Genomic DNA, 17,242 nt, shown 5'->3' with positions numbered 1-17,242 from the left:
GGCCTCGACGAGCGCCCGGTCCCGCAGGCTCACCATGATCTGGTCCCGCAGGGCGGGGGCGAGTTCACGCAGGAGGAACAGCGCGGCGACGAACACGACGAGCCCCGCCTCCTTCTTTGGGACCAGGACACTCCCCGCAGCCGCCCGATGATCACTCCTGCTGGTAGCGTGCTCTTGCACATCGTTTGCAACTACTGCACTGCTACTACTGCATGTACGCAGCTTGGAGGCGGGATCGGCATGGCGACCTACACACTTCCGGAACTCCCCTACGACTACTCGGCGCTGGCACCGGTCATCAGCCCCGAGATCATCGAGCTGCACCACGACAAGCACCACGCGGCCTATGTGAAGGGCGCCAACGACACCCTGGAGCAGCTCGCCGAGGCGCGCGACAAGGACCAGTGGGGCAGCATCAACGGCCTGGAGAAGAACCTCGCGTTCCACCTCTCCGGCCACATCCTGCACAGCATCTACTGGCACAACATGACCGGCGACGGCGGCGGTGAGCCGCTGGAGAAGGACGGCGTGGGCGAGCTGGCCGACGCGATCGCCGAGTCCTTCGGCTCGTTCGCGAAGTTCAAGGCCCAGCTGACCAAGGCCTCGGCCACCACCCAGGGCTCCGGCTGGGGCGTGCTGGCCTACGAGCCGGTGACCGGCCGGCTGATCGTCGAGCAGATCTACGACCACCAGGGCAACGTCGGTCAGGGCTCGGTTCCGATCCTGGTCTTCGACGCCTGGGAGCACGCGTTCTACCTGCAGTACAAGAACCAGAAGGTGGACTTCATCGAGGCCATGTGGCAGGTCGTCAACTGGCAGGACGTCGCCAAGCGCTACACGGCCGCCAAGGAGCGCGCCCACAACCTGCTGCTGGCGCCGTAGCGCGCCGAGGATGCGTCCCGCCTCGTGATCGTCTTCTCACCTTTCGCCGGGCGGGCGGAGTAACGGCGAGGCCCCACGAGGACATGACTCGTGGGGCCTCGCCCATGCGCCCACGGCGCGCGGGCCGGTCGCTTCAGCCGAAGACCGGCGGCTGGGTCCGCGTCCGCTTGATCTCGTAGAAGCCGGGGATCGACGCCACCATCAGCGTGCCGTCCCACAGCTTGGCGGCCTGCTCGCCCTTGGGGGCCGGGGTGACGACCGGACCGAAGAAGGCGATCTGCTCGCCGTCGGAACCGGGCACCGCGATGACCGGAGTGCCGACCTCCTGGCCGACCAGGTCGATGCCCTCCTTGTGGGAGGCGCGCAGCTGCGCGTCGTAGGTGTCCTTGTCGGCGTACTCGATCAGGTCGGCGGGCAGGCCGGCGTCTTCGAGGGCGGCGGCGATGCTCTCGGGGTTCACACCGAGGCCCTCGTTGTGGAAGCGGGTGCCGAGCGCGGTGTAGAGCCGGCCGACGGCCTCGTCGCCGTGCAACTGCTGGGCGGCGATCACCACCCGGACCGGGCCCCAGGCCTTGCCGCCCGGGCGCATGTTCTCGCGGTACTCCTCCGGCAGCGTGTCGAGTTTGTCCTCGTTGAGAACGGCCAGGCTCATCACATGCCAGCGCACCTCGACCGGGCGGACCTTCTCCACCTCCAGCATCCAGCGGGAGGTCAGCCAGGCCCAGGGGCACAGGGGGTCGAACCAGAAGTCTGCCGGGGTCTTCGCGGTTTCGGGCAAGGGTCTCGTCTCCTCAGGCAAGCCGTGCTGGGTCGGTTCTCGGTCGTGCTGTCCGGTGGCAGGTTCAACCGTCGGGGGGCGTGCCATGATTCCCCGTGTTCGATATTCGAGACGAGGACGAGGGAGTCACGTCGTGCCAGGTGAGAATCTGTCCCGGGACGAGGCACGTGAGCGGGGTCGACTGCTGAGCGTCGACGCCTACGACGTGGCGCTCGATGTCCGCTCAGCGGTCGGGCAGGGGCAGGCCGCGGCCACGTTCCGGTCCCGTACGGCCATCCGCTTCCGCTGCGCCGAGCCGGGCGCCTCGACGTTCGCGGACCTGCTGGCGCCGTCGGTCACCTCCGTGACCCTCAACGGGCGGGAGCTGGACCCCGCGAAGGTCTTCGACGGCACCCGGATCGCGCTGGACGGCCTGGCCGCCGAGAACACCCTCGTCGTCGACGCGCAGTGCGCCTACAGCCGCACCGGCGAGGGGCTGCACCGCTTCGTCGACCCCGAGGACGGCGAGGTCTACCTCTACACCCAGTACGAGCCGGCCGACGCCCGCCGGGTGTTCGCCAACTTCGAACAGCCCGACCTCAAGGCCCCGTTCACCTTCGAGGTGACCGCCCCCGAGGGGTGGGTGGTGCTCAGCAACGGCGCCCAGGAGGGCGACGCCGAGGCCGGCACGCACCGGTTCGCGCGGACGCAGCCGATCTCCACGTACATCACGGCGGTCGTCGCCGGCCCGTACCACTACGTCACCGACACCTACCGCCGCACCTTCGAGGACGGCACCGAGCTGGTGGTCCCGCTGGGCGCGCTGTGCCGCAAGGGGCTGGCCAAGCACTTCGACGCGGACGACGTCTTCACCGTCACCAAGCAGGGCCTGGACTTCTTCCACGAGCACTTCGACTTCCCCTACCCCTTCGGGAAGTACGACACCGCGTTCGTGCCGGAGTACAACCTCGGCGCGATGGAGAACCCGGGCTGTGTCACCTTCCGCGAGGAGTTCGTCTTCCGCGGGAAGGTGACCGAGGCGTCCTACGAGCGCCGGGCCAACGTCATCCTGCACGAGATGGCGCACATGTGGTTCGGCGACCTGGTGACCATGCAGTGGTGGGACGACCTGTGGCTCAAGGAGTCCTACGCGGACTTCATGGGCGCCTTCGCGCAGGTGGAGGCGACCCGCTTCGCCAACGGCTGGATCACCTTCGCCAACCGCCGCAAGTCCTGGGCCTACCGCGCCGACCAGCTGCCCTCCACCCACCCGGTCACCGCCGACATCCGCGACCTGGAGGACGCCAAGCTCAACTTCGACGGCATCACCTACGCCAAGGGCGCCGCGGTGCTCAAGCAGCTGGTGGCGTACGTGGGCCAGGACGCGTTCCTGGAGGGCGCCCGGCGCTACTTCAAGCGCCACGCGTACGGCAACACCCGGCTGGCGGACCTGCTGGCGGTGCTGGAGGAGACGTCGGGCCGGGACATGGCGGCCTGGTCGCGGTCCTGGCTGGAGACCGCGGGCGTCAACGCGCTGACCCCCCAGGTCACTTATGACGCACACGATCGGATCACCGAGCTGAGCATCCTGCAGGAGGCGGCGCCGGAGCACCCGGAGCTGCGGCCGCACCGGGTCGCGGTGGGCCTCTACCGGCGCCTGGACGCGGACTCGGCGCTGGTGCGCTACGCCCGCGCCGAGGTCGACGTCACCGGGCCGCGGACAGCCGTGCCGGAGCTGGCCGGCTCCGAGCGGCCCGAGCTGATCCTGGTCAACGACGAGGACCTGACGTACTGCAAGGTGCGGTTCGACGAGGGATCGCTGGCCACGCTGCGGGCCCGGCTCGGCGATCTGCCCGACCCGATGGCGCGGGCGCTGTGCTGGGCGGCGCTGTGGGGCCTGACCCGCGACGGCCTGATGCCGACCCGCGACTACCTCGGCCTGGTGCGGCGGTTCGCCGGCCAGGAGACCGACATCGGCGTACTGCAGACGCTGCACGGGCAGGCCCAGACGGCGCTGGAGCACTACTGCGCGCCGGACCGCCGCGAGGCGGCCGCCCGCGAACTGGCCGAGGGCGCGCTGCACGAGCTGCGGCTGGCCGATCCGGGCAGCGACCACCAGCTGACCTGGGCCCGGCACTTCGCCGCGGTCGCCACCACCCCCGCCGACCTCCAGCTGCTGGGGGGCCTGCTGGACGGCACGGCGAAGATCGACGGCCTGGAGGTGGACCAGGAGCTGCGCTGGTCGTTCCTGGAGCCGCTGGCCGCGCACGGCGTCGCGGACGAGGACGTGATCGCCGCGGAGCTGGCCCGGGACGACACCGCCTCCGGCAAGCGCCACCAGGTGCGCTGCCTGGCGGCCCGCCCGTCGGCGGAGGTCAAGGCGCAGGCGTGGGCGGACGTGGTGGAGTCCGACGCGCTGTCCAACGCCCTGGTGGAGGCGACCATCGCCGGTTTCGCGCAGCCCGGGCAGCGGGAGTTGCTGACGTCGTACGCCCCGCGCTACTTCGCGGCGATCGAGCGGGTGTGGCGGGAGCGGTCCATCGAGATCGCGATGGACGTGGTGCGCGGACTGTTCCCGGCCTGGCTGGTGGAGCGCGCCACCCTGGAGGCCGCGGACGACTGGCTGGCCGCGCACGCCCAGGCGGCGCCCGCGCTGCGCCGGCTGGTGCTGGAGGAGCGGGACGACCTCGCCCGCGCACTGCGGGCACAGGCTTGTGACGAGGCGGCCGGGCCCAGGCCGTAACCCCGGCTGCCACCAGCCCTTTTCGGCAGTCGAACGCCCGTACTTTAGCCCAGGATTGTCCGGTTTGAGGTACGGGCGTGTAACAGCGGTTAGGGGGCGGAGCGGGGGCGGGAATCGAGCGGTCATGAACCACGACACCCCGCTCTCCCCCCTCCCCCTCCAGCACCTCTCCGGGCTCCGCAGCCGGGTGCTGACCACCCGCCAGCTGCGTGAGCACGGCGTCCCGGCGGCGGAGCTGACCGAGCGCTGCCGCCCCGGCGGCTGCTGGCAGCAGGTCCTGCCGGGCGTCTACCTGCTCCACCCGGGGCCGCCCACCAGCGAGGAGCGGCTGCAGGCGGTGCTGCTGTACGCCAGCCACCGGGGGCCGTCGGTGCCCCGCCAGCCCGGCGGGTCCGACGACGCCCCCGCGGCGATGATCACCGGTCTGGCGGCGCTGGCCCTGCACGGCTTCTCCGAGGCTCCCCCGCTGCTCGTACTGGACCGCATCGAGGTGCTGGTCGCCCGCACCCGGCGGCTGCGCTCGACCGGTTTCGCGCAGGTCGTGCGGGCCGCGGACCTGCCGGTACCGCAGCAGGTCACCGGCGTGCCGACCGCGCCGGTGCCCCGCGCGCTGGCCGACGCGGTCGCCGGGCTCCACGACGCCGCGGCGGTGCGCCGGCTGCTGACCGAGGCGGTGCGCGGCGGCCACAGCGAGGCGAGCGCGGTGGTGCGGGAGCTGAGCCGGGCGCGGCTGCTGACCCGGCCGCACGTGGTGGACGCGGTCGACGCCCTGCTCGCCGAGGGCCGGGCGCTGGCCGAGCAGCGGCTGTACGCCATGGTGCGCGAGCACGGCCTGTCCGAGCCGCTGTGGAACGTCGATCTGCGGCTGCCGGGCGGGCCGCACCTGGGCGGCGTGGACGCCTACTGGCCGGAGCACGCGGTGGCCCTGGAGATCGACACCCGTGCGCCGCGCCCCGAGGAGGACCCGCTGCACGCGGCCTTCGACCACAAGCGCGAGCATCTGGAGCGGCTGGGCATCACCGTCGTCCGCTGCCTGCCGCGCACCCTGCGCGAGGCCCCCGCGGAGCAGGCCGCGGTGGTCCGTACCGCCCTGATGGCGGCGCCGGAACGGGAGCCGAGCGCGTATGTGGTCGCGCTGCCGCGCTGAGGGCCCGGCTCCGTCCCTGCCCCGGCTCCGTTCCCGTCAGCGCCGCTTGAGCAGCAGCTCGACGTTGCGGTCCCGGGCCGTGCCCGACAGGTCCGTACGGGCCGCGGGCGCGTTGAAGGACAGCTCGCGGTAGAGGGCGGCCAGCCCGGTCTGCGAGAGGTCGGTGAAGTCCGTGCGGTGCGGGGCGGCCGACTCCACCAGCGTGGTGATCAGCGACAGCGTCCCGTCGTGGTTGTCCACCAGCTCGACGACCCGGGCCAGCTGCGGGAAGTCGATGTGCGAGGCGGTGGAGACCTCCCAGAAGGTGCCGTGCGCGGTGATGTCGTTCTTGTGGCTGTGGCCGTTGATCCAGCCGACGACCGAGGGGTGGGCGGCCAGCAGCTCGACCAGCTCCGCGCCGCCGTACCGCTTCTCGTGCGGCCGGGCCGGGTCGGGCCGGGTGTTGTTCATGGTCTTGCTGGTGTGGTGGCTGAAGACCAGCACATGCGCCTTCTCGCCCCGCTCGTTCTGCTTCAGCGTCCGCTCCAGCCAGCGCAGTTGGGCCTCGCCGACCGAGCCGGTGTAGTGGCCGCCGGGGTCGGTGGTGTCCAGGCTGATGCCGAGGACGTCGTCGGAGACGCGGAAGGTGTAGTAGAGGCGGCCCGTGTCCAGGTGCGCCGCGGTGTAGCCGTGGCCGTGCGGGCCCGGGCCGGTGTGCGCCGGGTCGAGGTGGGCGCGCAGGTACTCGGCGCGGGTGAAGGGCGCGCGGCGCGCGTCGGGGGTGACGCTCCTGGCCTGCCGGGCGTGGGTCTTCAGCAGCCGCTTGAAGTCCTCGCCCTTGGGGTCGAGGCCCTCCTTGACCGCCTTCCAGACCTTCGCGGCCTCGGCGGCGGGCAGCTTCTCCAACTTGCGGCCGCCGGTGGCTATCTCGGCGAAGAACGGGTCACCGGGCGCGTAGCACCCGCCGGGCAGCGAGTCGTGATTGCCGACCGTGGAGTACCAGGGCAGCCGCAGCCCCGGGCTGTGGACCGTGCGGATGGCCGCGTCCAGGAACCCCTGCAGCCGCGGGAAGCCCAGCTGCTTGTCGGCGTCGCGCAGGGCGCTGTCCGGCTGCCAGTACAGCTTCAGCCCGCTGTCCTGGACGCCTTCGTAGCGGCGCGGGTCACCGGAGTTGGGGGTGATCCGGCCGCCGCTCATCGCGGTCAGGAACCACCCGAGCTCCAGCTTGGAGTTGTTGTCGGTGTTGTCGCCGGTGGTCATCACGAAGGACAGCGGGGCGCCGGTGGCGGGCCCGCCGGGCAGCGCGTTGACCCGCTCGATCAGCGAGACCACGCCGGCGACGGACAGCGCCTCCTGCGGCCGCCAGGCGCTCGCGGTCTCGGCGCGCAGGTACTCGTAGCGCAGCGGGCTCTGTACATCGACCAGGTGCAGGTCGGTGAACTGCACGAACGACGCCAGCGCGGTGCGCCGCCGCTCGCGCCCGCCGTGGGCGGCGGCCAGCTCGGCGCGCACGACCCGGTCCCAGCCGGGGCCGTCGGCGAGCCGGCGGTAGCCTCCGCTGCCGCGCGGGGCGGCGGCGGAGCCGAGGGTGGTGCCCCTGGCGTACGGCACACGGGGGACGGCGGGGGCGTCGACGGCGACGGGCGCGGCCGGGGCCGGGCCGGGGGCGACGGTGGCGGCCTGCGCCGCCCGGTCGGGGCCGACGCCGAAGGCGAGCCCGAGCCCGGTGGCGGCGCCGACGGCTCCGGTGGCGGCGAGGAACGTACGGCGGTCGAGAGTGGCGGCGGACCGGATACGGGACATACGCGAGGCTCCCCGGGTGCGAACGCAAAGGCGGCCGGGGCCAGTGGTGGCCGAAGGGGGACTGCTTCGTCGCCCTCCAGCAGCACAACTGCCCCGTCACCAGGGATGGTTGGCATCCGGAATGACCTGTGCGTGAACGCCACCGCAACGCCGGGAACCCATCACCGCACAGGGATCTGCCGGCCACCGGCCGGCCACACAGCCCTGCCCGGGGGTGCGACCGGCGGTCACCGCGCGTTCACTCCGCGGGGTATCAGGAGGCCGTGCGCCAGCCTGGTGAACACGCTCCGCCACGGGCGCAGTACGCTACGCGTCCGTCCGGTCCCCCGACCCTCCACAGACTGGAATGGATTGGACAAGGCGACGGGTGTCACACACATGATGGAGGCACTACTGAGCAGGTGTTCTGGAGCAGTCACCGAAGCCAGGCCAGAAAGAAGGAGTCCCATGAGGGTCGGAATCGTCGGAGCCACCGGACAGGTCGGCGGCGTGATGCGGGGCATTCTCGCCGAGCGGAACTTCCCGGTCGAGCAGCTGCGGCTGTTCGCTTCGGCCCGGTCCGCCGGACGCACCCTGCCGTGGCAGGACACCGAGATCACGATCGAGGACGCGGCCACCGCCGACTTCTCCGGGCTCGACATCGTCCTGTTCTCGGCCGGCGGCGCGACGTCCAAGGCGCTGGCGGAGAAGGTCGCCGCCGCGGGCCCCGTCGTGATCGACAACTCCTCGGCCTGGCGCCGCGACCCCCAGGTGCCGCTGGTCGTCTCCGAGGTCAACCCGCAGGCGATCACCGACCGCCCCAAGGGCATCATCGCCAACCCGAACTGCACGACCATGGCCGCGATGCCGGTGCTGCGCCCGCTGCACGACGAGGCCGGCCTGGTCTCGCTCGTCGTCGCCACCTACCAGGCGGTCTCCGGCAGCGGTCTGGCCGGCGTGGAGGAGCTGGACGGCCAGGTCCGCAAGGCGGTCGAGCAGGACGCCACCAAGCTGACGCACGACGGCTCGGCCGTGGAGTTCCCCGCGCCGGACAAGTACGTCCGCCCGATCGCCTTCAACGTCCTGCCGATGGCCGGCTCGATCGTCGACGACGGTCTGAACGAGACCGACGAGGAGCAGAAGCTCCGCCACGAGAGCCGCAAGATCCTGGAGATCCCGGAGCTGAAGGTGTCCGGCACCTGCGTCCGCGTCCCGGTCTTCAGCGGCCACTCGCTGCAGGTCAACGCCCGCTTCGCGCGTCCGATCAGCCCCGAGCGCGCCCAGGAGGTGCTGGCCGGCGCCCCCGGCGTCGCCCTCTCCGACGTCCCCACCCCGCTCCAGGCCGCCGGCCAGGACGCGTCCTTCGTGGGCCGGATCCGCCGGGACGAGACGGTCGACAACGGCCTGGCGCTGTTCCTGTCCAACGACAACCTCCGCAAGGGCGCGGCGCTGAACGCCGTCCAGATCGCGGAGCTGGTCGCCGCGGAGCTGCGCGGCTGACCGCACCCGAGCACGCCGAGTGCCCGTACGGACCCCTGTTCCGTACGGGCACTCGCGCGTTCGGCGGCGAGGGGGTCAGCCAGCCCGCCGGACCTCGAACTGGAAGCAGCCGTACTCCACGGCGCGTACGTGCACCAGCGCCACCTCCGGGTCGGCGAAGGCCTCGGCGAAGGCCGCGTCGAATCCGGCCACGGCGTCCTGGGGGATCTCCAGGAGCCGCCCGCCGACGATCTGCCCCCGGGCGTCGTAGCGGCGCAGGGTCCGTAGCGCTCCGGGCCGTGCGAAGGGGTACCCGTCGGCGTCCCCGTCCGGCCCGCCGCACTCCTCGGCGTGGATGAACACCGGCCCCTGCTCGTCGTACGCGCCGGGAGCGGCCCCCGTCCGGGCCGCCCAGCGGCGCAGCGGCGCATAGGACACCAGCGCGACCCGCTCGCCGGCCCGGATCGCCCGCAGGCAGCAGCGCAGCGGGCTGCCGACACAGTCCACCGGTACGCCGTCCTCGCGGGCGAGGTAGGGCTCGACGGGCCGCCCGGCGTCGTCGGTGACGCGGAGTTCCTTCAGGGCGGCGGCGGGGACGGGGTGCGGGGTGTAGGTCGTCATACGTCCAGCGTCGGCCGCGTGGGCGGCGATTGCCGGCGGGTTCCGGACGCCGCGTTTCGTCAGGGCCGTTCCCCCGGCCCCGGCGCTCGCGCCTGCCACTCACCCTACTCACGGGTCACAGCGCCGACCGCGTGGAAGGATGGCCGAAGAGTCCGATGCGACAACCGATGCGAAGGAGATGACCGGGTGCCTGGCACGAATCTGACCCGCGACGAGGCGCAGGCGCGGGCGCGGCTGCTGACCGTGGACGCGTACGAGATCGATCTCGACCTGTCCGGTGCGCAGGAGGGCGGCACGTACCGGTCCGCGACGACGGTGCGGTTCGATGTCGCGGAGGCGGGCGCCGACTCCTTCATCGACCTGGTGGCGCCGACCGTGCGCGAGGTGGTGCTCAACGGCGCCGCGCTGGATCCGGACGAGGTGTTCAAGGACTCGCGGATCGCGCTGCGCGGGCTGCCGGCCGGCCGCAACGAGCTGACGGTCGTCGCGGACTGCGCGTACACCAACACCGGCGAGGGTCTGCACCGTTTCGTGGATCCGGTGGACCAGCAGGCCTACCTCTACACGCAGTTCGAGGTGCCGGACGCGCGGCGGGTGTTCGCCTCGTTCGAGCAGCCGGACCTGAAGGCGACGTTCCAGTTCACCGTGAACGCCCCGGAGGGCTGGACGGTGATCTCCAACTCCCCGACGCCGGAGCCGAGCGGGACCCTCTGGCGCTTCGAGCCGACGCCGCGGATCTCGACGTATGTCACCGCGCTGATCGTCGGCCCGTACCACAGCGTGCACAGCTCCTACGAGAAGGACGGGCAGTCGGTGCCGCTGGGCATCTACTGCCGGCCGTCGCTGGCCGAGCACCTGGACGCGGACGCGATCTTCGAGGTCACCCGGCAGGGCTTCGACTGGTTCCAGGAGAAGTTCGACTACGCCTACCCGTTCGCGAAGTACGACCAGCTCTTCGTGCCGGAGTTCAACGCCGGTGCGATGGAGAACGCGGGCGCGGTCACCATCCGCGACCAGTACGTCTTCCGGTCGAAGGTGACGGACGCGGCGTACGAGGTGCGGGCGGAGACGATCCTGCACGAGCTGGCGCACATGTGGTTCGGCGACCTGGTCACCATGGAGTGGTGGAACGACCTGTGGCTGAACGAGTCGTTCGCCACGTACACCTCCATCGCCTGCCAGGCCTACGCGCCCGGCAGCAAGTGGCCGCACTCGTGGACGACGTTCGCCAACTCCATGAAGACCTGGGCCTACCGGCAGGACCAGCTGCCGTCCACCCACCCGATCATGGCCGAGATCCGCGATCTCGACGATGTGCTGGTCAACTTCGACGGCATCACCTACGCCAAGGGCGCCAGCGTCCTCAAGCAGCTGGTCGCCTACGTCGGCATGGAGGAGTTCTTCAAGGGTGTGCAGGCCTACTTCAAGGCGCACGCCTACGGCAACACCCGGCTGAGCGATCTGCTGGGCGCGCTGGAGGAGACCAGCGGGCGGGATCTGAAGACCTGGTCCAAGAAGTGGCTGGAGACGGCCGGGATCAACATCCTCCGGCCGGAGATCGAGGTCGACGCGGACGGCGTGATCACCTCGTTCGCGGTCCGGCAGGAGGCTCCGGCGCTGCCCGCCGGCGCGAAGGGCGAGCCGGTGCTGCGGCCGCACCGGATCGCGATCGGCTCCTACGAGCTGCAGGACGGCAAGCTGGTGCGCACCGGGCGGATCGAGCTGGACGTGGACGGTGCGCGGACCGCCGTGCCCGAGCTGGTGGGCACGCAGCGGCCGGCCGTCGTGCTGCTCAACGACGACGACCTGTCGTATGCGAAGGTCCGGCTGGACGAGGAGTCGCTGAAGGTCGTCACCGAGCACCTCGGGGACTTCACCGAGTCGCTGCCGCGTGCGCTGTCGTGGGCGTCGGCCTGGGACATGACGCGGGACGCCGAACTGGCCACCCGTGACTACCTGTCGCTGGTGCTGTCGGGCATCGGCAAGGAGTCGGACATCGGTGTCGTCCAGTCGCTGCACCGCCAGGTGAAGCTGGCGCTGGACCTGTACGCGGCGCCGAAGTGGCGCGAGCAGGGGCTGGCGATCTGGACCGACGCGGCCGCCGAGCACCTGCGGGCGGCCGAGCCGGGCAGCGACCACCAGCTGGCCTGGGCCAGGGCGTTCGCCGCCGCGGCCCGTACCGACGAGCAACTCGATCTGCTGCAGGGGCTGCTGGACGGCACGACGGAGATCTCCGGGCTGGCGGTGGACACCGAGCTGCGCTGGTCGCTGCTGCAGCGGCTGGCGGCCACCGGCCGGGCGGACGAGGAGGCCATCGCGGCGGAGCTGGAGCGGGACAAGACCTCGGCGGGCGAGCGGCATGCGGCGACGGCCCGCGCGGCGCGTCCGACCGAGGAGGCCAAGGCCGGGGCCTGGGCCTCGGTCGTGGAGTCCGACAAGCTCCCCAACGCCGTGCAGGAGGCCGTCATCGGCGGCTTCGTGCAGACCGACCAGCGGGAGCTGCTGGCGCCGTACACCGCGAAGTACTTCGACGCGGTGAAGTCCGTCTGGGACTCCCGCAGCCACGAGATGGCCCAGCAGATCGCGGTGGGCCTCTACCCGGCGCTGCAGGTCTCCCCCGAGACCCTGGACGCCACCGACGCCTGGCTGGCCTCGGCCGAACCGAGCGCGGCGCTGCGCCGCCTGGTCACCGAATCGCGCGCGGGGATCGAGCGGGCGCTGAAGGCCCAGGCGGCGGACGCGGCGGCGTAGGGCCCGTCCGACGAGTCGCCGGCCACCACGGAAGCGTGGTGCCGCCCGGCGGACGGGCGCCAGCTGCGTTGCCGTCCGCCGGGCGATGGGGTGTCCCCCGGCTCCTCGAAGGGCGCGGGGGAAGTGTGCGCCGGGCCCCGCCCCCTCCTACCGGGGCCCGGTGCAAACAGGGGGCGGCTCAGCCGCTGAGCTCGTCGAAGCGGCGGACCAGGTCGGCGCGGCCGGTTTCGGTGAGGTCGCCGTGCAGACGCATACGGGCGAGGCCGCCGTCGGGGAAGACATCCAGCCGTACGTGGGTGGCGGTCACCCGGCGCGGCAGCGCGAAGCGGTGCGGGGTGTCGGGCTGCAGCTTCGTGCGCGGCAGGATCTCGAACCACGAGGCGTCGTCGGCCGGGTCGCCCGCGGCCGCGTCGCAGCCGTACAGGGCGGCCCAGCCCGCGGAGTTGCCCTTGAGGTAGGCGGTGTCGATCTCGACGGCGCGGATCTCGCCCTGGGCAGCGAGGCGGAAGCGCACCCAGTCGTGGGTGCCCTTGACCCGGCGGCGGCGGTTCTCCCAGCCGTCGTCCATCTTGCGGGACAGATCGGGCTGGATGATCTGGGTGGGCGAGGAGTAGAAGCGGTCGGAGGCGTCCTCGACGGTGCCGCCGTGCATGACGGAGGCCAGGTCGAGGGTGCCGAGCACATCGAGCCACTCCGGGTCCGGCACGACCTCGCCGTAGACCCGGAGGCGAGCTATGCCGCCGTCGGGGTGCTGCTTGAGGCGCAGGTGCGTGAAGCGGCGCTCGACGGTGACCTCGAAGCCGTTGGCGGCGTGGCCGCGGACGGGTGTGCGCGGTACCAGCTCCTCCCACTTCACGTCGTCGGCGAGCAGCTGCTCGGGGCTGGGGCTGCCGGGCAGCGACGTCGCCTCGACGGTGATCTGCTGGGGGTAGTTGCCCCGGAAGTGGGCGGTGTCGACGATGATGCCGCGGATCACGCCGGGGGCGGCGAGGCGGATCAGCGCCCAGTCGTGCTCGTCGTCGGTCGGGAAGGGGTTCTCGCCGTCGGCGCCGCGGCGGCGCCGGGTCTCCCAGCCGTCCATGATCTTGCCCTTGTGGCCGAAGTGCTCGGGGTCGAAGACCGCCGGGGTCGGCTTCAGCAGATTCTCGCGCTCGGCGAAGAACTCGTCGTTCGCTGCGATCACACCGGCGCCGAAGCGGCGGTCGGCGAGATCGACGAGCGAGGTGAAGGGGAAGTCCCCGCCGCGGTAGTCGGCGTAGGGGTCTCCGCCGCCGTACGGATCGGCGTCGTTGGCGTGCGGGTCGGTGGTGTCGGCCGGGGTGTGGGTCATCGTCGCCCTTCGATGTGCCGGGGTGGTGCGGACCGGTCCACCGTCGCAGCGGACCACCCCACAGGTCCATCGAAAGTTTTTGAGGAATATGTTCAGCAGAGCTGAACGGTAGGCGGGACGGTCCGCCCGTTCAGCCGCCGGTGTGGAAGCCCTCCCGGGGCGCCTGGGCGATGGCCGCCTGGCGGAGCGCGGCCAGTACGCGGGCCAGCCCCGGCGCCCCTTCGGAGCCGCGCCGGACGGCCGCGACCACATGGCGCCGCGGCTGGTCTCCGGACAGCACCCGCAACGCGACCCGGGCCCGGCCGTCCCGTCCGCCCGGCTCCCCGCCCCCGAAGGCGCCGATACCGCCCGCCATCGCCATCCGGGGCACCAGCGCCACCCCCATGCCCGCCGCGACCATCGCCCAGATCGCGCTCCAGTCGGCTGCGGCGTGCGCCTGCTCGGGCACGAACCCGGCGTTCTCGCAGGCGGCGGTGGTGATCTGCGACCAGGGCCCGCTGCTGCCGAAGATCCAGGGTTCGCCCGCCAGGTCGGCCAGCCGCAGTCCCGGCTCGGAGGCCAGCGGATGGCCGGCCGGCAGCGCCACGTCCAGCGGGTCGGCGAGCAGCGCGACCCGGCTGAACTTGGGGTCGCGCGGGGTGGGGGCGTGCGCGGCCAGCGACAGCGCCAGGTCGACGCTGCCCTCCGCCAGCAGCTCGTAGGCGGCCTCCGCCTCCGCCTCCCGTACGGCGACCGACAGGCCCGGGTGGGTGCGGCGCAGCTCCTGGACGGCGGGGACCACCAGCGCGGGGATGGCCGTGGAGAACGCGCCGAGGCGCACCTGGCCGGCCTCGCCCTGGAGGTAGCCCAGCAACTCCGCGTCCGCGCGCTCCAGTTGCGCGAAGACCGCCTCGGCGTGCCGCAGCACCAGCTGCGCGGCGTCGGTCAGCCGCACCCGTCGGCCCTGGGCCTCCAGCAGCGTCACCCCGAGCGACCTGGCCAGGCCGGTCAGCTGCTGCGAGACCGCCGAGGGTGTCATGTGCAGCGCCTCGGCGGTCGCGGTGACCGTGCCCAGCTCTTGAAGGGTGCGCAGGATACGCAGCTTTTTGATGTCCCAGTCGGCCATGCGGGCAGCGTACGCACCCGGCGCGGCGCTCACCGCCGGGCGCCCGCCGCCCCCAGGGCGACACCGGCCACGATCAGCGCCATGCACAGCAGTTGCACGGGCCCGACGGGCTCGCCCAGGACGGCCAGCGAGAGCAGCGCCACGCACACCGGCTGGAGGTAGTAGACGACCCCGGCGCGGGCGGCGCCGACCAGGGCGATCGCCTTGTTCCAGGTGAAGTAGGCGACGGCCGAGGACAGCAGGCCTATGTAGAGCAGCGGCCCGACCGTCGCGGCGCCGGGGGTGAAGCCGCCCTCGACGGCGAGGCTCACCCCGTAGGCGGGCGCGAGCATGGCCGCGCCCAGCGCGAAGGTCACGAAGAGGAAGGCGCGCCCGCCGATTTCCGGGGGCCGGCGGCGCAGCAGGGCGCTGTAGCCGGCGAACGTGGCGGTCGCGGCGAGCATCCACAGGTCGCCGGCGGTGAAGTCGAGTCGCCACAGGGCGGTCGGTGAGCCCTTGCCGACCAGGGTGTCGACGCCGAGCAGTGCGAGCAGCATGCCGGCCACCCGGCGCGCGCCGAGCCTGACGCGCGCCTGGCCGCGTCGCCCGCCGACGAGGTCGAAGAGGGCGATCATCATCGGCGAGGCGGCCGCGATCATGGCCATGTTGGTGGCCGAAGTGGAGCGCCCGGCTTGGTAGACGAGGGTGTTGAAGCAGGTGACGCCCAACAGGGCGGCCAGCGCCAGGAATCCGAGGTGCCGGCGGACGGCCGGCCACTGGCGGCGGACCTGCGCGAGGGCGAACGGTGCGACCGCGAGCAGCGCGATGATCCAGCGCCAGAAGGCGGTCTGGACGGGCGGGACGGCATCGTGCAGGGCCCGGGCGATGACGAAGTTGCCGGACCAGACCACGGTCGCCGCCAGGGCGAGGGCCAGGCCCGCCCCCGCTCGCGACGTCGCCCCCGCGCCTGGCTTCTCCCCCGCCCGCACGGGGGTGCCCCCGCCCTGCGCGGAGGGTGTGCGGTGCCTACGGACGCGCTCCAGGACTGCCACGGCTTCCTCTCCTCGGTGGTGGTGAGCCTCCACCGTGGCAGCCCCGAACCCATCAGGTCCATCGAATAATTTCGATCAAACCTTTTAGGTGAACTGAAAGATGTGACGACCGGCGGCCGCGTTACCTGCGGGCCTGCCGGCGGGCGAGGATGGCCGCCTGCCGCTCGTCGAACTTCCGCGCCTGAGCGTCCAGGCCGTTCATGAACAGCCCCAGCTCCTCCTGCGCCGCCAGACCCGCGGGACCCAGGCCGCCGATCTCCAGCACCTTCAGAAAGCGCAGCACCGGCTGCAGCACGTCGTCGTGGTGGATGCGCAGGTTGTAGATCCCGCCGAGGGCCATCCGGGCGGCGGCCCGCTCGAAGCCGGGCATGCCGTGGCCGGGCATCCGGAAGCCGGTGACCACATCGCGTACGGCGCACATGGTCTGGTCGGGGGCCAGCTCGAACGCCGCGCCCAGGAGGTTGCGGTAGAAGAGCATGTGGAGGTTCTCGTCCGCGGCGATCCGGGCGAGCATCCGGTCGCAGACCGGGTCGCCGGAGTGGTGGCCGGTGTTGCGGTGCGAGATGCGGGTGGCCAGCTCCTGGAAGGCGACGTAGGCCACCGAGTGCAGCATGCTGTGCGCGTTGTCGGACTCGAAGCCCTCCGACATGTGGGCCATGCGGAACCGCTCCAGCTCGTCGGGGTCGACGGCCCGGCTGGTGAGCAGGTAGTCGCGCATCACGATGCCGTGCCGGCCCTCCTCGGCGGTCCAGCGGTGCACCCAGGTGCCCCAGGCGCCGTCACGTCCGAAGAGGGTGGCGATCTCGTGGTGGTAGCTGGGGAGGTTGTCCTCGGTGAGGAGGTTGACCACCAGGGCGATCCGACCGATGTCGGTGACCTTGGACTGCTCGGGAGCCCAGGCCTCGCCGTCCTCCAGCACCCCGGGGAAGTTCCGGCCGTCGCTCCAGGGGACGTACTGGTGGGGCATCCACTCCTTGGCGACCTTCTCGTGCCGGTTGAGTTCCTTCTCGACGACCTCTTCGAGTGCGTAGAGCAGCTGGGCGTCGCTCCAGGCGGCCTGGCCGCGCTCTCCGTTATGGCGGGCGGGGGCGATGGTCACGGGGGAACTCCAGGGGGACGATGACCTACGGGGCCGTAGGTTTGACCTACGGCTGCGTAGGTTACGTCATCGTAGGTTAGGGCCGGTTAAACGCGGGCCCCTCGCAAACCGGCCGAAAATCGCTCGATAGCCGCCTCGCAACCCCTTTTTCACCTGCGGAAATATCCGGGTACGACAAAGGGCGCCCCTCGGTTCTTGTCACCGATGGGCGCCCTTGAGGCGTCGCTGGTGCCCGTGCCGGCCGCACCGGCGGCCGTCGGGCGAGCAGGTCCTAGGACTTGGCCTGCTTGCGGGACTTGTCACTCACCATGACCAGTCCGGCGATGATCAGGAAGATCACGATGGGGGCTACGACATAGAGGCCGAGCGTCTCGATCACGCTCAGGCCCGGACCCGGGTCGTCACCGTCGTCGCGGGCGAGCGCAAACGCGGGGGACGACATCAGCAGCAGCAGCGCGGTGCCGGCGGTGATGGTTCCGGCGCGCAGGACATTCTTATTGACCTTGTTGCTCACGAAGTCAACGTATCGGACGCCC

13 protein-coding genes are annotated in these 17,242 nt (G+C 71.8%); 5 read left to right on the top strand and 8 right to left on the bottom strand.

Annotated features, from left to right (window positions below; all coding sequences use genetic code 11):
* Window positions 1–240: 240 nt before the first annotated feature.
* Complete coding sequence (locus ACFWZH_RS17735) at window positions 241–882, top strand: superoxide dismutase (RefSeq protein WP_384431233.1); 642 nt, start codon at window positions 241–243, stop codon at window positions 880–882.
* Between the two features lie 133 nt (window positions 883–1,015).
* Here the strand turns inward: ACFWZH_RS17735 and ACFWZH_RS17730 are convergent, their stop codons facing one another.
* The gene (locus ACFWZH_RS17730; RefSeq protein ID WP_384431231.1) at window positions 1,016–1,660 is read right to left on the bottom strand and encodes a DsbA family protein; all 645 of its coding nucleotides are present in this window, start codon (window positions 1,658–1,660) and stop codon (window positions 1,016–1,018) included.
* A 133-nt stretch (window positions 1,661–1,793) separates the two neighbouring features.
* Between ACFWZH_RS17730 and pepN (ACFWZH_RS17725) the strand changes: the two genes are divergently transcribed.
* Both pepN (ACFWZH_RS17725) and ACFWZH_RS17720 read left to right on the top strand, forming a co-directional pair.
* Window positions 1,794–4,382: an aminopeptidase N gene (gene pepN / locus ACFWZH_RS17725; RefSeq protein WP_384431228.1), complete on the top strand. Its 2,589-nt coding sequence runs from the start codon at window positions 1,794–1,796 to the stop codon at window positions 4,380–4,382.
* Window positions 4,383–4,506: 124 nt separating this feature from the next.
* The gene (locus ACFWZH_RS17720) at window positions 4,507–5,529 is read left to right on the top strand and encodes a hypothetical protein (protein WP_384431226.1); all 1,023 of its coding nucleotides are present in this window, start codon (window positions 4,507–4,509) and stop codon (window positions 5,527–5,529) included.
* Between the two features lie 36 nt (window positions 5,530–5,565).
* Here ACFWZH_RS17720 and ACFWZH_RS17715 read toward each other — a convergent pair whose 3' ends face one another.
* On the bottom strand, window positions 5,566–7,311 hold the full coding sequence (locus ACFWZH_RS17715; protein ID WP_384431223.1) for a TIGR03767 family metallophosphoesterase: 1,746 nt from the start codon (window positions 7,309–7,311) through the stop codon (window positions 5,566–5,568).
* A gap of 447 nt (window positions 7,312–7,758) precedes the next feature.
* Here ACFWZH_RS17715 and ACFWZH_RS17710 point away from each other — a divergent pair, with 447 nt between their 5' ends.
* Window positions 7,759–8,790 carry an aspartate-semialdehyde dehydrogenase gene (locus ACFWZH_RS17710; protein ID WP_384431220.1) on the top strand — a complete coding sequence of 344 codons (1,032 nt, stop codon included), beginning with the start codon at window positions 7,759–7,761 and terminating at the stop codon, window positions 8,788–8,790.
* Between the two features lie 75 nt (window positions 8,791–8,865).
* Here the strand turns inward: ACFWZH_RS17710 and ACFWZH_RS17705 are convergent, their stop codons facing one another.
* Window positions 8,866–9,390: a DUF1203 domain-containing protein gene (locus tag ACFWZH_RS17705; RefSeq protein ID WP_384431217.1), complete on the bottom strand. Its 525-nt coding sequence runs from the start codon at window positions 9,388–9,390 to the stop codon at window positions 8,866–8,868.
* Window positions 9,391–9,576: 186 nt separating this feature from the next.
* Here ACFWZH_RS17705 and pepN (ACFWZH_RS17700) point away from each other — a divergent pair, with 186 nt between their 5' ends.
* On the top strand, window positions 9,577–12,141 hold the full coding sequence (gene pepN / locus ACFWZH_RS17700; RefSeq protein WP_384431214.1) for an aminopeptidase N: 2,565 nt from the start codon (window positions 9,577–9,579) through the stop codon (window positions 12,139–12,141).
* 178 nt (window positions 12,142–12,319) lie between these two features.
* Here the strand turns inward: pepN (ACFWZH_RS17700) and alc are convergent, their stop codons facing one another.
* The 5 genes from alc to ACFWZH_RS17675 form a co-directional block, all read right to left on the bottom strand.
* Window positions 12,320–13,471: an allantoicase gene (alc, locus tag ACFWZH_RS17695; protein ID WP_384431211.1), complete on the bottom strand. Its 1,152-nt coding sequence runs from the start codon at window positions 13,469–13,471 to the stop codon at window positions 12,320–12,322.
* Between the two features lie 130 nt (window positions 13,472–13,601).
* Window positions 13,602–14,576, bottom strand: coding sequence for a LysR family transcriptional regulator (locus tag ACFWZH_RS17690; protein WP_384431208.1), 975 nt, complete (start codon window positions 14,574–14,576; stop codon window positions 13,602–13,604).
* Window positions 14,577–14,605: 29 nt separating this feature from the next.
* The gene (locus tag ACFWZH_RS17685; protein WP_384431205.1) at window positions 14,606–15,607 is read right to left on the bottom strand and encodes a DMT family transporter; all 1,002 of its coding nucleotides are present in this window, start codon (window positions 15,605–15,607) and stop codon (window positions 14,606–14,608) included.
* A gap of 121 nt (window positions 15,608–15,728) precedes the next feature.
* Entirely contained in the window at window positions 15,729–16,706 is a 978-nt protein-coding gene (locus tag ACFWZH_RS17680; RefSeq protein ID WP_384431202.1) for an acyl-ACP desaturase, read from the bottom strand.
* Between the two features lie 271 nt (window positions 16,707–16,977).
* Window positions 16,978–17,220, bottom strand: a complete 243-nt coding sequence (locus ACFWZH_RS17675) for a hypothetical protein (protein WP_384431200.1) — start codon at window positions 17,218–17,220, stop codon at window positions 16,978–16,980.
* Between the last annotated feature and the right edge of the window lie 22 nt (window positions 17,221–17,242).

Source organism: Streptomyces sp. NPDC059008 (assembly GCF_042749045.1).
Lineage (GTDB): Bacteria > Actinomycetota > Actinomycetes > Streptomycetales > Streptomycetaceae > Streptomyces.
This window is presented reverse-complemented; position numbering and strand designations above follow the sequence as displayed.

Coding starts and splice junctions, on each gene's coding strand:
- ACFWZH_RS17735 (WP_384431233.1), top strand. CDS start 241: ATGGCGACCTACACACTTCCGGAACTCCCCTACGACTACTCGGCGCTG.
- ACFWZH_RS17720 (WP_384431226.1), top strand. CDS start 4,507: ATGAACCACGACACCCCGCTCTCCCCCCTCCCCCTCCAGCACCTCTCC.
- ACFWZH_RS17715 (WP_384431223.1), bottom strand. CDS start 7,311: ATGTCCCGTATCCGGTCCGCCGCCACTCTCGACCGCCGTACGTTCCTC.
- ACFWZH_RS17710 (WP_384431220.1), top strand. CDS start 7,759: ATGAGGGTCGGAATCGTCGGAGCCACCGGACAGGTCGGCGGCGTGATG.
- ACFWZH_RS17705 (WP_384431217.1), bottom strand. CDS start 9,390: ATGACGACCTACACCCCGCACCCCGTCCCCGCCGCCGCCCTGAAGGAA.
- alc (WP_384431211.1), bottom strand. CDS start 13,471: ATGACCCACACCCCGGCCGACACCACCGACCCGCACGCCAACGACGCC.
- ACFWZH_RS17690 (WP_384431208.1), bottom strand. CDS start 14,576: ATGGCCGACTGGGACATCAAAAAGCTGCGTATCCTGCGCACCCTTCAA.